The organism is Actinacidiphila cocklensis, from assembly GCF_907177275.1.
Classification (GTDB): Bacteria; Actinomycetota; Actinomycetes; order Streptomycetales; family Streptomycetaceae; genus Actinacidiphila; species Actinacidiphila cocklensis.
On sequence record NZ_CAJSLV010000049.1, the window covers coordinates 58,083 to 72,829 of the forward strand.

The 14,747-nt window shown below is 72.6% G+C and carries 11 protein-coding genes; 4 read left to right on the forward strand and 7 right to left on the reverse strand.

Going from position 1 to position 14,747, the window contains the following annotated elements:
* Positions 1–52: 52 nt before the first annotated feature.
* Positions 53–901 (forward strand): NAD(P)H-binding protein, encoded by an 849-nt coding sequence (locus tag NFU81_RS13210; protein ID WP_251489207.1) that lies wholly within the window; start codon positions 53–55, stop codon positions 899–901.
* Between the two features lie 169 nt (positions 902–1,070).
* The gene (locus NFU81_RS13215; RefSeq protein WP_251489209.1) at positions 1,071–1,856 is read left to right on the forward strand and encodes a VOC family protein; all 786 of its coding nucleotides are present in this window, start codon (positions 1,071–1,073) and stop codon (positions 1,854–1,856) included.
* 34 nt (positions 1,857–1,890) lie between these two features.
* Here the strand turns inward: NFU81_RS13215 and NFU81_RS13220 are convergent, their stop codons facing one another.
* From NFU81_RS13220 to hisC, 7 genes are all read right to left on the reverse strand, one after another.
* A complete protein-coding gene (locus tag NFU81_RS13220) occupies positions 1,891–2,793 on the reverse strand; it encodes an HAD family hydrolase (RefSeq protein ID WP_251489211.1) in 903 nt (300 codons plus the stop codon).
* A 255-nt stretch (positions 2,794–3,048) separates the two neighbouring features.
* A complete protein-coding gene (locus NFU81_RS13225; protein WP_251489213.1) occupies positions 3,049–3,510 on the reverse strand; it encodes a DUF6344 domain-containing protein in 462 nt (153 codons plus the stop codon).
* Positions 3,511–3,699: 189 nt separating this feature from the next.
* Positions 3,700–3,990: a DUF3303 family protein gene (locus NFU81_RS13230; RefSeq protein ID WP_251489215.1), complete on the reverse strand. Its 291-nt coding sequence runs from the start codon at positions 3,988–3,990 to the stop codon at positions 3,700–3,702.
* Between the two features lie 148 nt (positions 3,991–4,138).
* Positions 4,139–7,666, reverse strand: a complete 3,528-nt coding sequence (cydD, locus tag NFU81_RS13235; RefSeq protein WP_251489217.1) for a thiol reductant ABC exporter subunit CydD — start codon at positions 7,664–7,666, stop codon at positions 4,139–4,141.
* Between the two features lie 88 nt (positions 7,667–7,754).
* Positions 7,755–8,798: a cytochrome d ubiquinol oxidase subunit II gene (gene cydB / locus NFU81_RS13240; protein ID WP_251489219.1), complete on the reverse strand. Its 1,044-nt coding sequence runs from the start codon at positions 8,796–8,798 to the stop codon at positions 7,755–7,757.
* 18 nt (positions 8,799–8,816) lie between these two features.
* Positions 8,817–10,334, reverse strand: a complete 1,518-nt coding sequence (locus NFU81_RS13245; protein ID WP_251489221.1) for a cytochrome ubiquinol oxidase subunit I — start codon at positions 10,332–10,334, stop codon at positions 8,817–8,819.
* A 154-nt stretch (positions 10,335–10,488) separates the two neighbouring features.
* Entirely contained in the window at positions 10,489–11,571 is a 1,083-nt protein-coding gene (gene hisC / locus NFU81_RS13250) for a histidinol-phosphate transaminase (protein ID WP_251489223.1), read from the reverse strand.
* 417 nt (positions 11,572–11,988) lie between these two features.
* On the opposite strand from hisC, the gene NFU81_RS13255 reads away from it, so the two are divergent.
* Entirely contained in the window at positions 11,989–13,095 is a 1,107-nt protein-coding gene (locus NFU81_RS13255; RefSeq protein ID WP_251489225.1) for a LacI family DNA-binding transcriptional regulator, read from the forward strand.
* A 324-nt stretch (positions 13,096–13,419) separates the two neighbouring features.
* A complete protein-coding gene (locus tag NFU81_RS40815; protein WP_422665198.1) occupies positions 13,420–14,691 on the forward strand; it encodes a metallophosphoesterase in 1,272 nt (423 codons plus the stop codon).
* The last annotated feature ends 56 nt before the right edge of the window (positions 14,692–14,747 follow it).

Sequence of the window (14,747 nt, forward strand, 5' to 3'; positions counted from 1 at the left end):
CCCATGCTGTTAGCTTTCTCAGGTCAACGGGACATCGGACCTGGGAGTGATCATGATCGTGGTGACCGGAGCGACCGGAAACGTGGGGCGGCAGGTCGTGGCGGCGCTCGCCGGACAGGCTGGGGAAGCAGGCCAGGAGGTGATCGCGGTGTCGCGCCGGGCGGTGGAGCCGGCGGCGTCGGGGCCACCGAAAGCCCCTCGCGTCGCGCACCGGCAGGCCGATCTGGCGGTGCCGGACAGCCTGCGGCCCGCCTTCGAGGGAGCCGACACGCTCTTCCTGCTGGTCGCGGGCGACGACCCGCACGCCGTGCTGGACGCGGCCAAGACCGTCGGCGTACGCCGGGTGGTGCTGCTCTCCTCGCAGGGCGCGGGCACCCGCCCGCAGGCGTACGCGCACCACGCCGGTTTCGAGGCGGTGGTACGGGGCTCGGGCATGGACTGGACGGTGCTGCGCCCCGGCGGCTTCGCGTCCAACACCTTCGCCTGGGCCGAGACCGTACGCACCCGGCGGACAGTCGTCGCACCGTTCGGCGACGTGGCGCTGCCGGTGGTCGACCCGGCCGACATCGCGCAGGTCGCCGCCGCCGTACTGCGCGAGGAGGGCCACGCCGGGCGTACGTACGAGCTGACCGGACCCGCCGCCCTCTCGCCGCGCGACCAGGCGCGGGCGATCGGCGCCGCGCTGGGCGAGCCGGTGGACTTCGTGGAGCAGAGCAGGGCCGAGGCCAGGGCGCAGATGCTGGGCTTCATGCCGGAGCCGGTCGCGGACGCCACCCTGGGCATCCTGGGCGACCCGCTACCGGCCGAGCAGGCGGTGGGGGCCGACGTCGAACGGCTGCTGGGCCGGGCGGCCGGGAGCTTCGCGGCCTGGGCGGCCAGGAACGCGGCCGCCTTCGCGTAGCGGACCGGGGGGCCGGACCGGGTCCGGAGCGTTCGGGTAGCGGGAGAGCCGGGCGGCGGGGAGGGTGGTCTATCGGGGGCATGGCCACCCGGTCGTCCGGCCGGGGTGGCGGCACGTTCCGTACCGGGGCCGGCCCCCGCGGCACCCCGGCCACCCATGGAGGCGCCAGATGTCCGAAGTCACCGGCCCCTACGAGCCCGGCACACCGTGCTGGATCGACCTCATGGTTCCCGACCAGCAAGCCGGGCTGGACTTCTACCGCGACCTGTTCGGCTGGCAGGGCGAGATCGGACCGGACGAGTACGGCGGGTACTCCGTCTGTACGCAGAAGGGCAAGCCGGTCGCCGGTCTGATGAAAGCCATGGCGATGGGCGACCAGCCCGCCCCGCCGACCGCCTGGACCACGTACTTCTCGGTCGCCGACGCCGACGCGACCGAGGCGGCGGTCAAGGCCAACGGCGGCACGGTGGTCATGCCGACCTCCGACGTCATGACCCTGGGGCGGATGTTCGTCGCCGCCGACCCCTACGGCGCCGTCTTCGGCGTGTGGCAGCCGCGCGACTTCAAGGGCGCGGAGATCGTCAACGAGCACGGCGCGCTGGTCTGGAACCAGCTGCACAGCCCCGACGTCCCGGGAGCAGGCGCGTTCTACTCCGCGGTGCTCGGCGTGACCGCGGGGCCGATGCCGGAGATGCCGGAGTTCGCCGGCTTCCAGGTCAAGGGCCACACCGTCGGCGGCGTCATGGGCATGGAGAACCTGCCCGAGGGCACCCCGCCGCACTGGCTGGTCAACTTCGCGGTGGACGACACCGACAGCGTCGTCGACGCCCTCGTGCGGAAGGGCGGGTCGGTGCTGGTGCCGCCCTTCGACATGGACAAGGTCGGCAGGATGGCCGTCCTCCAGGACCCGCAGGGCGCGGTCTTCGCCGTCGTGGCCACCGCCGACCAGGGCTGACCGCGGCGGAAGGGGCTCCGCACGGCCCGGCCGCTCAGTTGCGGCGGGCCGCGACGATCCGCTCGATCACCCGCGCCACCCCGTCGTCCTCGTTCGCCGCCGTCCTGCGGGCGGTGGCGGCCAGGACGGCGGGGTGGGCGTTGGCGACGGCGTAGGACGTACCGGCCCAGCCGAGCATCGCCAGGTCGTTCGGCATGTCGCCGAACGCGACGACCTCCTGCGCCGTCACCCCGCGCTCCGCGCAGCACCGCGCCAGTGTGGTGGCCTTGCTGACGCCCCTGCCGCTGACCTCCAGCAGCGCGGTCTCGCTCGACCGGGTGATCTCGCCGTGCCCGCCCGCGACCGCGAGCGCCGTCGCCAGGAAGTCGTCGGGGTCGATCGAGGGGTGCTTGGCCAGCAGTTTCAGCAGCGGCTGCGCGCGGTCCTCGGCCAGCAGCGTCTCGACCGGCGCCTGCGACCCGGCGTCGGGCTCGATGGCCGCGTAGGCGGGCTCGCGCCGGAAGCTCTCGGCGCGCTCGACCGCGAAAGTGGTGCCGGGCAGCGCGGCACGCAGCGCGTGCGCGACCGCGAGCGCATCGTCCTCGGGCAGCGGGAAGGCCTCGATCAGCCGGTGCGCACGCAGGTCGTAGACCGCGGCACCGTTGGCCAGGATCGCCATTCCGTGTCCGGCGAGGTGTTCGGCGACCACACCCATCCACCGGGCGGGCCGCCCGGTGACGAAGAAGACCTCGATTCCGGCCGCCTCTGCGGCGGCCAGCGCGGCGATCGTTCGCGGCGACACGGACCGGTCGTTGCGCAGCAACGTTCCGTCCAGGTCGGTGGCGATCAGCCGCGGCGAGGTTACGGCGAAGTCGTCGTGTGCGTGGGACTGCGGGTGCGCGTCGGGCGAGCGGAACGGCCCGCCGGGGGCACCGATGGCTGAGGTCACATACCCCATCCTCCCGTATCCGCCGCGCTTGTCCCGCACAAAGGTGCGGATACGTGCTCAGCCGAGCCGGGTGGTGCGGGGGTGCTGCGACCTCGGAGGATCAGGTTCCAGGGTGGTCGCCGTCGCCGGGGAAGGGCGCCGATGTGGCGCGGTTGCGTACGCCGACCTGCGAAGTGTCCGGATTGCACGAGCGGTGGAGCCGTGGTCCGCAGCAGCGGAGCACCGGTCCGTACGCGCAGTGGAGCGCGGAAAACGCGGCCGGGGTCAGCCGCACAGGGAGCGGTCGCGGCGGCGGGCACTGCCCTCCGACGCGTCGTGCTGGTCGGCGGCGCCGGCGGTGGCGGCAGCCGCGGCCACGGCGTCACCGAGGCCGTCCACCGGGACGGCGATGCTGCGCGAGCTGGGCGAGGTGCCGTGTGCTTCGGCCCTGATGCGCTGCTTCATCGTCGGCGGCAGCGAACGCCCCCGCTCGGACGGCCGCGGCGCGGGCAGCATGACCCGGCCGGCCCGCAGGGGTGGCGCGGCATACCCACCCGACGGCGCGGCGGCCGGAATCGCCGGTGTGGCGACGGCCTGCGCCGGTACGGTGGCGTAGCCGACGGCCTGCCGGGACGCGGCGGCCTTCGTACGGGCCGGGGTCGCGAAGCCCAGCGCGGCGATGCACCTGATGAGCACGTTCAGGAAAGCGCCCCAGAACGCGGTGACACGGGGAGTGGTAGCAGCCATGGCCTCTCTCGTTTCCTTATCGGTCGAAGTGACTAATCCGATGATGAGGAAACGAGCACGGAATGTCCGGAACCGCACCCCGAGTCCGTGGATTTTCAGACCAACGCCACTCGGGTGGCGCAACACGGGCCTTGCACCGGGTCGTACGCGCTCCGCTGGCGGACGCTCAGGACCGGTGGTAGGACCAGGTCAGCGGCCCAGGCTGGCCAGACCGGTCTGCAGGTCGTCGATCGTCATGACCGGCCGCAGCGAGAGCTTCGCACCGGCGTGGAAGAAGGGCTCGCAGACCGGCGGCATCTGCGAGCTGTCCTTCATGTCGAAGACCATGTAGCAGCAGCGGTCGCCTTCTTCGGCGGTGAAGTAGGCCGTTTCCGGGCGCAGTTGCTCCACCATTTCCTGCACCATCTTGGACATCGTGCCTTCCGTCACGGCCTCGTTCGACGTCGTGGTGTCCAATCGCGCGGTGAGCAGCATCCGCATGGGTCTCATCCTCTCGGCGGCGCGTGGCCGGCGCTCGGCGCCCTGCGCACGCACGGGAAACCCCGGTCGCGCTCCGTTTCCAGCGTCTCCCCGCCCCGCCGGGGTCGCAACCCCTGCGGCGGCCCCGGCGCGGGCCGCCGCACCGCGCTCAGGCCGCGGCGGCCATCGCGTGGGCGCCCGGCCGCAGGAGGGTGTCGGCGAGCTGCTCGCGCTCCAGGGTGCGGCGGAAGGGACCGTCGGCGGCGGCCAGTTCGCGGTAGGTGCCGCGCTGGACGACCCGGCCGGCGTCGAGTACGACGATCTCGTCGACGGCGTCGCCCGCGAGCCCGGCCAGCCGGTGCGTGATCAGCAGCGTCGTACGGTCGCGGCCGCGGGTGGCGGCCAGCAGGTCGGCGGTGAGCGCGTCGGCGGTGGCGATGTCCAGGTGCTCGGCGGGCTCGTCGAGTATCAGGACGGGGAAGCCGGCCAGCAGCGCGCGGGCCAGCGCGAGCCGCTGCCGCATCCCGCCGGACAGCCGGGCGCCGTGCTCACCGACGGCCGTGTCCAGGTCGAGGTCGAGGCGGGCGGCGGCGAGCGCGTCCCGCAGGTCGTCGTCGGTGGCGCCGGGGCGGGCGAGCCGCAGGTTCTCCCGGACGCTGCTGTCGAAGACGTGCGCGTCCTGCGCGCACAGGCCGACCAGCCGGCGTACGTCGTCGCCCTCGCACTCGTCCGCGGGCCGCCCGCCGAGGGTGTACGTACCGGACTCGGCGTCGAGGAAGCGCAGCAGTACGTGCGCCAGCGTCGTCTTGCCCGCGCCCGACGGGCCGACGACCGCGACCCGGCGACCCTGGGTGAGGGTGAGGCCAACGCCGTCGAGCGCGGGGGAGGTGCGGCCCGGGTGGCGGGCGGTCAGGTCGCTCACCACCAGCGGGAAGGGCGAGGCGGGCGGCGCCGCGGGGTGGGCGGGCTCGCGTACCGGCAGCGGCGAGTCCAGGACGTCGTTGACCCGCTCGGCGGCCCGTCGGCTGCGCTGCCGCTGCTGGGCGGCGAGCGGCAGGCCGTTGACCGCCTCGAAAGCGGCGAGCGGGGCGAGCAGCAGCACCGCGAGCGCCACCCCCGGCAGGTCGTGCGCGGCCACCGCCCGCACCCCTGCGTAGCCGCACGCCGTCACCGTCAGCCCGCAGACCAGCGTGGTCAGCCCGGCGCCCAGCGCGGTGACCGCGGCGGACCTGGCGGCGACGGCGGTGAGCCTGCGGTCGGCGTCCGCGGCCTCGGCACGCCTGCGGTCCAGCGCGCCGGCCACCGTCAGCTCCGCGGTGCCGGTGAACAGGGCGAGCACCCGGGCGGACAGCTCACCGCGGGCCGGGGCGATCCGCTCCTCGGTACGACGTGCGACGGCCGCGGCCAGCAGCGGCACGGCGACCCCGGCGACCAGCAGCCCGACCCCCAGGGCGACGCCGGCGGCGGGCAGCAGCCACCCGGCGAAGGCCGCCGAGGTGAGCACCACCAGCCCGGCCGTCACGGCGGGCTGCAGCCACCGCAGATAGTGGTCCTGGACCGCGTCCACGTCGGCGACCAGCCGGGACAGCAGGTCGCCACGCTGCCGCTCGCGCAGGCCCGCGGGCGCCAGGCGTTCGAGCCGCCGGTAGACGGCGACCCGTACGCCGGCCAGCGCGCGGAAGACCGCGTCGTGCGCGACCAGCCGCTCGCCGTAGCGGAAGACGGCCCGGCCGATACCGAAGGCCCGGGTCGCGGTGACCGCGACCATCAGATACAGCACGGGAGGCTGCTGCGAGGCCCGGCTGATCAGCCACCCGGAGGTCGCCATCAGGCCGACCGCGGACAGCAGCGCCAGCGCGCCCAGCCCGCAGGCCGCGGCGAACCGCCCGCGGAAGCCGCGCTCCCGCCCCGTGGCGAGCAGCCCGCGCACACCGCCGGTGCCACCGGCCCCGGAAACGGTGTCTTCGGCGAGGTCGGCGTCCCGGCCGGGGGACGGGGCCGCGGCGGACACCTGCCCGGCCGGAGGAGGAGCCTGTCGTGCCTCCGCCGCCGAGCCCGAGCCGGTCTGCGCGGACTCGCGCGCCGCGGGCGCCAGTGCGAGCACGCGGTCGGCCAGTGGCAGCAGCGCGGGGCGGTGGGCCACCAGGATGGTCGTACGACCCCGGCTCAGCTCCCGCAGGGTCGCGATGAGCGCGCCTTCGGTGTCGCCGTCGAGGTTGGCGGTCGGCTCGTCGAGCAGCAGCAGCGGCCGGTCGGCGAGGAAGGCGCGGGCCAGGGCGATGCGCTGCCGCTGGCCTGCGGACAGCCCGGCACCGTCCTCGCCGATGACGTCGTCGGGGTCGGCGAAGCCCAGCGCCCCGGCCGCGGCGAGAGCGGCGTGCAGGTCGGCGTCGTCCGCGTCGGGCCGGGCCAGCCGGACGTTGTCGGCGATCGTGCCGGGGAAGAGGTGCGGGTGCTGCGGCACCCAGGCGATCTGGCGGTGCCAGGACGCCGGTTCGAGGGAGCCCAGCTCGACGCCGTCGACGAGGATGCGGCCCTGCGCGGCCGGCGCGAAGCCGAGCAGCGCGCTGAGCAGGGTGGTCTTGCCGACCCCGCTCGGGCCGGTCACCGCCAGCGTCTCGCCGGGCGCGAGGGTGAAGGATGTCGGCGGCAACGCGCCCTCGCTGCGTACCGCGAGGTCCTGGACCTGGACGGTGGCGGTCCGCAGGTCGGGCGCGGGAGTGCTGCCGGGAGCCGTGGCCGGCTCGGTCTCCAGCACCTCGAAGACCTGCTCGGCCGCGGCCAGCCCCTCGGCCGCCGCGTGGTACTGCGCCCCGACCTGCCGCAGCGGCAGGTACGCCTCGGGCGCCAGGACAAGCACCAGCAGCCCGGTGCGCAGCGACAGGTCGCCGTGCACCAGCCGCATGCCGATGTCGACGGCGACCAGCGCCACCGAGATGGTGGCCAGCAGCTCCAGCACGAAGGACGACAGGAAGGCGATCCGCAGCGTCTTGAGCGTGGCCTTGCGGTAGTCGCCGGTGATGGCCCGGATGCTGTCGGCCTGCGCCTTCGCCCGCCCGAAGACCTTCAGTGTCGGGAGCCCGGCGACCACGTCGAGGAAGTGCCCGGACAGCCTGCCCAGCAGCCGCCACTGCCGGTCCATCCGGTCCCGGGTCGCCCAGCCGACCAGCACCATGAACAGCGGTATCAGCGGCAGGGTCAGCACGATGGTGAGCGCCGAGATCCAGTCGGCGAGCAGGATGCGGGCCAGCACGACCGCGGGCACCACCGCGGCGAGCCCCAACTGGGGCAGGTAGCGGGCGAAGTAGTCGTCCAGCGCGTCGATGCCGCGGGTCGCCAGAGTGGTGAGTTCACCGCTGCGGCGACCGGTCAGCCAGCCCGGGCCGAGCGCGGTCGCCCGGGTCAGCAGCCGGTTGCGCAGCTGCGAGGTGACGGCGGCCCCGGCCCGGTGCGCGCACAGCTCGGTCAGCCAGGCCACCAGCGCCCGGCCCACCGAGACGGCCGCCAGCCACAGCAGATCGCCGCGCAGGGCGCCGGTGCCGTCGCCGTGCTGGAAGCCGCCGACGACCAGGTCGGCGATCAGCGTCGCTTGCGCGACGATCAGCCCGGCGCCCGCCAGCCCGAGCAGCACCGTGCCGGCCAGGAACACCCGGGTGGTGCGCGCATACCGCAGCAGTCGCGGATCGACGGGTTTCACGTGGAACATCCCCTTTCACGGCGAGGGCGGCTGTCGCGCGGAACGGGACGAACACGGCGAACGCGGCGAAGGTGTTTCACGTGAAACATCAGTGCGCGCCTTCCACCGGGCGTCCCGCGGAACCACCCGCCGGCGCACCCCCGGCGATGTGCTGCGTACCGATCCGCTTGCGGAACACCCAGTAGGTCCACCCCTGGTACAGCAGCACCAGCGGGGTCGCGATCGCCGCGCACCAGGTCATGATCCGCAGCGTGTACGGAGTCGCGGACGCGTTGTCGACCGTCAGGCTCCAGGCGCTGTTGAGCGACGAGGGCATGACGTCGGGGAAGAGGCTCAGGAAGAACAGCGCGACGGTTGCCGCGATGGTCACCCCCGAGAAGGCGAACGACCAGCCCTCCCGCCCTGCGGCGTTCGCCCCCAGCGCCAGCGCGAGCGCGATGGCGGCCACGATCAGCGCGACCAGGCTGCGGCCGTTGCCGCTGTCCGCCTGGGTCCAGATCAGGAAGGCCATCGCCAGCAGCGCCGCGACCGCGCCGATCCGGCCGGCGAAGGCCCGCGCCCGCTCCCGTATCGGGCCGACCGTCTTGAGCGAGGCGAAGACGGCACCGTGGAAGGTGAACAGTGCCAGCGTCACCAGGCCGCCGAGCAGGGCATAGCCGTTCAGCAGGTCCCAGAAGCCGCCCACGTACTCCTTGCCGGCGTCGATCTTCACGCCGTGCACGATGTTCGCGAAGGCGACTCCCCACAGGAAGGCCGGCAGCAGCGAGGTCCAGAAGATCGCGTGCTCCCAGTTGCGCTGCCAGCGCTCGTCGTCCCGCTTGGCGCGGTACTCGAAGGCGACCCCGCGCACGATCAGGCAGACCAGGATCACCAGCAGCGGCAGGTAGAAGCCGGAGAAGAGGGTGGCGTACCAGTCGGGGAAGGCGGCGAAGGTCGCGCCGCCCGCGGTGAGCAGCCAGACCTCGTTACCGTCCCAGACCGGGCCGATGGTGTTGATCAGGACGCGCCGTTCGGCGCGGTCGCGGGCCAGCGGCTTGGTCAGGATGCCTATCCCGAAGTCGAAGCCCTCCAGGAAGAAGTACCCGGTCCACAGAACGGCGATCAGGACGAACCAGACGTCGTGCAGATGCATGATCTCTCCTCCTGCCGCTCAGTACGAGAAGGCCATCGGGCGGTCGTCGGCGTCCGCGCCGCCGCTGTCACCGCCGATACGGGTGGGGGGCTGCCGGTCGGCGTCGGTCAGTTCCGGCGGACCCGCCTTGGCGTACTTCAGCATCAGCCGGATCTCGACGACGGCGAGGACCGCGTAGAGGCTGGTGAAGACGATCAGCGAGGTCAGCACCTCGCCGGTGGACACCCCGGGGGAGACCGCGTCGCGGGTGCGCAGCACGCCGTAGACGACCCAGGGCTGGCGGCCGGTCTCGGTGAAGATCCAGCCCCAGGAGTTGGCGATCAGCGGGAAGACCATGGTCAGCAGCGCCAGCCGCCAGTACCAGCGGGACACTGCCGGGCCGAAGCGGATGCCTCTGGTCAGCATCAGGTGCGGCACCTCGTCCTCGCCGGTCCGGTGGTCGGGCGCCACCCACAGCCGGCGCCGGGTGAGCCACAGGCCGGCCGCGCCGATCCCGATCGAGACCACGCCGAAGCCGATCATCCAGCGGAAGCCCCAGTAGGCGACCGGGATGTTCGGCCGGTAGTCACCGGGGCCGAACTTCTGCTGCTCGGCCTTGTTCACGTCGTTGATGCCGCCGACGTAGGAGGTGAAGTTGTCGGTGGCGAGGAAGGACAGCAGGTTGGGGACGTCGATCGCGACCTCGTTGTGGCCCTTGTTCACGTCACCGACCGCGAATATCGAGAAGGGCGCGCTCTTCTGGCCGTCCCACAGCGCCTCAGCCGCGGCCATCTTCATCGGCTGCTGCTTGAACATCACCTTGCCGAGCGTGTCCCCGCTGATCGCGGTGAGCGCACCGGCCACCACCGCGACCACCAGTGCCAGCCGCAGCGAGGAGCGCATCACCGCGATGTGCTGCTTGCGCGCCAGGTGGTAGGCGGCGATGCCGATCATGAAGGCGGCGCCGGTCAGGAAGGCCGCCGACATGGTGTGGAAGAACTGCGCGAGCGCCGTGTTCTGGGTCAGCACCGCCCAGAAGTCGGTCAGCTCGGCCCGCTTGGTCTTGGGGTTGTAGCGGTAGCCGACCGGGTGCTGCATCCAGGAGTTGGCCGCCAGGATGAAGTACGCCGACAGGATCGTCCCGATCGAGACCATCCATATGCAGGCCAGGTGGATCCTCTTGGGCAGCTTGTCCCAGCCGAATATCCACAGCCCGACGAAGGTCGACTCGAAGAAGAAGGCGATCAGCGCCTCGAAGGCGAGCGGGGCGCCGAAGATGTCGCCCACGAAGCGCGAGTAGTCCGACCAGTTCATGCCGAACTGGAACTCCTGGACGATGCCCGTGACCACGCCCATGGCGATGTTGATCAGGAAGAGTTTGCCCCAGAACTTGGTGGCTCTGAGGTACTTGTCCTTGGAGGTTCGCACCCAGGCGGTCTGCAGACCCGCGGTGAGCGCGGAGAGCGAGATCGTCAGGGGGACAAAGAGGAAGTGGTAGACGGTCGTCACGCCGAACTGCCACCTGGCGACGTTCAGTGGCTCCAGTGCGAGCTGCACGATACGTCTCCTTTTGCGTCGCGCTTGTGAACGTGAACTCATTCACAAGCAGTATCGCGCACACGTGTTCGCCCCCTGCCACCGGGGGGTGGTCAGAGGGCGAATGAGCAGGTCAGCGCTGCTTTCGGAGCCGTTGCCAGGCTCGCGGAGCGGGTCAGATCTCCTTGCGGAACGCCTCGGCCGTCCGCAGCAGCAGATCGTTCGCCGCCGACTCGCCCACCGTGATCCGTACGCCCTCGCCGGCGAACGGCCGGACCGTCGTGCCGGACCGCTCGCACATCTCCGCGAAGGCCTCCGTACGCTCCCCCAACCGCAGCCAGACGAAGTTGGCCTGGGTCTCCGGCACCGTCCAGCCCTGCCCGGTCAGCTCGTCGACCACCCGGGTCCGCTCGGCGACCAGGCCCGCGACCCGTTCCAGCAGCGCGGGCTCGGCCCGCAGGCTCGCCACCGCCGCGTCCTGCGCGAGCTGGCTCACCCCGAAGGGCACCGCCGTCTTGCGCAGCGCCTCCGCGACCGGCGCGTGCGCGATGGCGAAACCGATCCGCAGGCCCGCAAGGCCATACGCCTTGGAGAAGGTCCGCAGCACCGCCACGTTCGGCCGCTCCCGGTAGAGGTCCGTGCCGTCGGGCACGTCGGGGTCGGTGATGAACTCGCGGTAGGCCTCGTCCAGCACCACCAGCACATCGCCCGGCACCCGGTCGAGGAAGCGCTCCAGCTCCGCTCTGCGCACCACGGTTCCGGTGGGGTTGTTGGGGTTGCAGACGAAGATCAGCCGGGTCCGCTCGGTGACCGCGTCGGCCATCGCGTCCAGGTCGTGCCGCTCCGCGGCGTCCAGCGGCACCTGCACCGGACGCGCACCGCTGATCCGGGTGATGATCGGATAGGCCTCGAAGGACCGCCAGGCGTAGATCACCTCGTCGCCCGGTCCCGAGGTCGCCTGCAGCAGCTGCTGCGCCACTCCCACCGAGCCGGTCCCGGTCGCCACGTGCTCGGCCGGCACCCCGAACCGCGCCGCCAGCTCGCCGGTGAGCCGCGAGCAGGACAAGTCCGGATAACGATTGAAGGACGCCGCGGCGGCGGTGGCCGCCTCCAGGACACCGGGCAGCGGCGGGTACGGGTTCTCGTTCGAGGACAGCTTGAAGGCCGGCACGCCCTCCTCCACCGCCGGGGGACGCCCCGGCTTGTAGGTGGGGATACCGTCCAGTTCCGCGCGCAGCTTCGGGGTCTCGGGGCTCATGGCCACACCCTACGAGCACCGCGCCGACCTGGGGAGTGCGGTGCACCACCGCTCTCAGCGCCCCTCCGGCACACTGCCGCGGGCCGCCCGCCGGGACCCCCGCGGGAGGTGGCGCGAAAGCGCCGCGCACCCACCCGGCCGGGCGCGCGCGCTCTTGTGCCGGAGGCGTGCGCCACCCCATGCTCCGGTGGCGCGCGGGGTGGCGCGCTTCCCCCGTAGGAGTGAGTTGGCGCCATGGCTTCGATTGGGCCAATGGCCGAAGGATCGCTGTCCTCGTGCCCTGATCGCTTCAACTCCCGCCCTGCCGCCTGCATATTCCACATGGCATAACGGCTTCGATCATGCAGAAACCTTCCTTCGGGGTGGCTCGCCGGGTGGCGGCCGGGCGGACCAACGCCGCCCTAATATCGGCACGCCATGACAGCAGCAGGTAATCACCAGGCGAGCCGGCCCGTCGGACGCCGGCTGGAACGGGCGGGGATCAGGGATGTCGCCGCTGCCGCCGGCGTCTCGATCACGACTGTCTCCGACGCGCTCAACGGCAAGGGCCGACTGCCCGACGCCACCCGACGCCATGTCCGTGAGGTCGCCGACCGGCTGGGCTACCGCCCCTCCGCCGCCGCCCGCACACTGCGCACCGGCAGGTCCGGCCTGATCGGCCTGACGGTGACGACATACGGCGAAGAACCGTTCACCTTCACCGAGTTCGCGTACTTCGCGGAGATGGCACGAGCCGCCACCTCCGCCGCGCTCGCCCGCGGCTACGCCCTGGTCATCCTGCCCGCGTCCTCGCGGCACGACGTATGGGGCAATGTCGCGCTGGACGGAACGGTCGTCGTCGACCCCTCCGACCACGACCCGGTGGTCACCGAACTCGTCCGGCAGGGCGTGCCGGTGGTCAGCGACGGCCGCCCGGCCGGCAGCCTGCCGGTGCACGCCTGGGTCGACAACGACCACGAGGAGGCCGTGCTCGGCATCCTCGACCACCTCGCCGCGGCAGGCGCCCGCAGGATCGGCCTGCTCACCGGCACCAGCACCGACACGTACACCCGGCTGTCGACCACCGCATACCTGGAGTGGTGCGAACGCATCGGCCAGGAACCGGTCTACGAGGCCTACCCGGCCCACGACCCGTGTGCCGGCGCCGTCGCCGCCGACCGCTTACTCGCCCGGCCCGACCGGCCCGACGCCGTCTACGGGCTCTTCGACCCCAACGGCACCGACCTGCTCGCCGCCGCACGCCGCTACGGCCTGCGGGTGCCCGACGACCTGCTGCTCGTCTGCTGCAGCGAGAGCACCGGCTACGCCGCGACCGAGCCGCCGATCACCACGTTGTCCCTCAAACCGCGCCGGATCGGCACCGCCGTGGTGCAGTTGCTCATCGACGCCATCGAGGGCGTGGGACCCGCCCACCCCGTGCAGCAGGTGATGCCGACCGAGCTGATCATCCGCACGTCCTCGCAACGCCGCCCGCACCGCACGACCGTCAGCCCGCCCCGCACCCCTGCCCGGGGTGAGGGCTAGGGCGGGAACCAGGCCCGCACCAGGGCCTGGATCAGGGCCGGGAACGACGTCCGGACGGGGCCGCTGCGCGCCGACGCGCGGCACCGTCCTTCGTCAAGCCTTCGTATTGCCGTGGTGGCTACGGGGTGTTTTGTCTGTACCCTGCGAAATCCAGCTGCCCGGGTATGTCACAACGCGACAGCGTCATTCCTATGATGGGCGGATGGCGGCGCGATCGTGGAGGGGTCGATGACTCAGGGGGCAGGTCAGGGGGCCGAGCCCGGGACCGCGGAGAGCTGGCGTCCCGAGGCGGCTTTTGAGCGCGCGGCAGGTTACGAGCACGCGCTGGGCGTCACGCCCGCGCCCGCGTTCGAGCAGGCCGCGGGCACGGCGGAGGCCGCCGGTTACGACGCCGGCCCGGCCGAGGCCGCGCAGTACGACACGCCCGCCGGGTACGAGCACGAACCGGCAGGCGCCGGCTTCGAGCAGCCGCGGGAGGCCGCCGGCGGCTACGGCCGCGAGCACGAACCTGCCGCGGGCTACCGCGGTGAGCACCAGAGCGCCGCGCCCTACGGCCAGGAGAGCGCGTCGGCCGGATATCCCGCGCCGCCGCCCGTCCCCGCCTTCGGCAGCGCCCCGCCCGCGCACGCCCCGACCGTGCCCGCGCCGCCGCGGCCGTACGAACCCACCGAGCGCGACACGCCGCTGGTCCCCGCCGACTACACGCCCACCGCCCGCGACCTGCCGGTGCTCGGCGACCCCGCGGAGACGGCGGGCGAACGGCCCGAGCGACCGGGACCGCTCTACGTCGTCGGCGATGTGCACGGCTACCTCGACGAGTTGCTCGCCGCGCTCGCCGAACGCGGCCTCGTGGACGGCGAGGGCCACTGGGCGGCGGGCAGCGCCCGGCTGTGGTTCCTCGGCGACTTCACCGACCGCGGCCCCGACGGCATCGGCGTGATCGAGCTGGTCATGCAGCTGTCCGCGGAGGCCGCCGCCGCCGGCGGATACTGCCGCGCCCTGATGGGCAACCACGAACTGCTGCTGCTCGGCGCCCACCGCTTCGGCGACACGCCCGTCAACTCCGCGGGCGGCACCGCGTCCTTCCTCGCCGCCTGGCGGCTCAACGGCGGCCAGCCCTCCGACATGGAGCGGCTGGAGGACCGGCACCTGACCTGGATCTCCCGGCTGGACGCCGCGCACCTCACCGACGGCCACCTGCTGATGCACTCCGACACCACCGCGTATCTGGACTACGGCAGCAGCATCGAGGAGATGAACGACGCGATCACCGGCGTCCTGCAGCGCAACGACGCCGACGAGTGCTGGGACCTCTTCCGCAAGCTCACCAAGCGCTTCGCCTACCGCGGCGACGACGGCCCGCAGGCCGCCCGCGAGATCCTCGGCGTCTACGGCGGCCAGCGGGTGGTGCACGGCCACAGCCCGATCCCCTACCTGCTGGGCGAGGCGGGCGGCGAGGTGCCGCAGGACAGCGGGGAGCGCGGTTACGCGGTGAGCGGTCCGATGGTCTACGCGGACAGTCTCGCCGTGGCGATGGACGGTGGCGTCACGATGGAAGGGCGCCTCCTGGTTGCCCAACTCCCGCTGATTGGCTAGCCTCCACATTTCCTGGTTGCACCCTGTTACGGTCTGACCTCCCCGCTCTACCATCG

Excerpts from the sequence above, each read along its gene's own strand:
- NFU81_RS13210 (WP_251489207.1), top strand. The coding sequence starts at position 53 with ATGATCGTGGTGACCGGAGCGACCGGAAACGTGGGGCGGCAGGTCGTG.
- NFU81_RS13215 (WP_251489209.1), top strand. The coding sequence starts at position 1,071 with ATGTCCGAAGTCACCGGCCCCTACGAGCCCGGCACACCGTGCTGGATC.
- NFU81_RS13220 (WP_251489211.1), bottom strand. The coding sequence starts at position 2,793 with ATGGGGTATGTGACCTCAGCCATCGGTGCCCCCGGCGGGCCGTTCCGC.
- NFU81_RS13225 (WP_251489213.1), bottom strand. The coding sequence starts at position 3,510 with ATGGCTGCTACCACTCCCCGTGTCACCGCGTTCTGGGGCGCTTTCCTG.
- NFU81_RS13230 (WP_251489215.1), bottom strand. The coding sequence starts at position 3,990 with ATGCGGATGCTGCTCACCGCGCGATTGGACACCACGACGTCGAACGAG.
- cydB (WP_251489219.1), bottom strand. The coding sequence starts at position 8,798 with ATGCATCTGCACGACGTCTGGTTCGTCCTGATCGCCGTTCTGTGGACC.
- hisC (WP_251489223.1), bottom strand. The coding sequence starts at position 11,571 with ATGAGCCCCGAGACCCCGAAGCTGCGCGCGGAACTGGACGGTATCCCC.
- NFU81_RS13255 (WP_251489225.1), top strand. The coding sequence starts at position 11,989 with ATGACAGCAGCAGGTAATCACCAGGCGAGCCGGCCCGTCGGACGCCGG.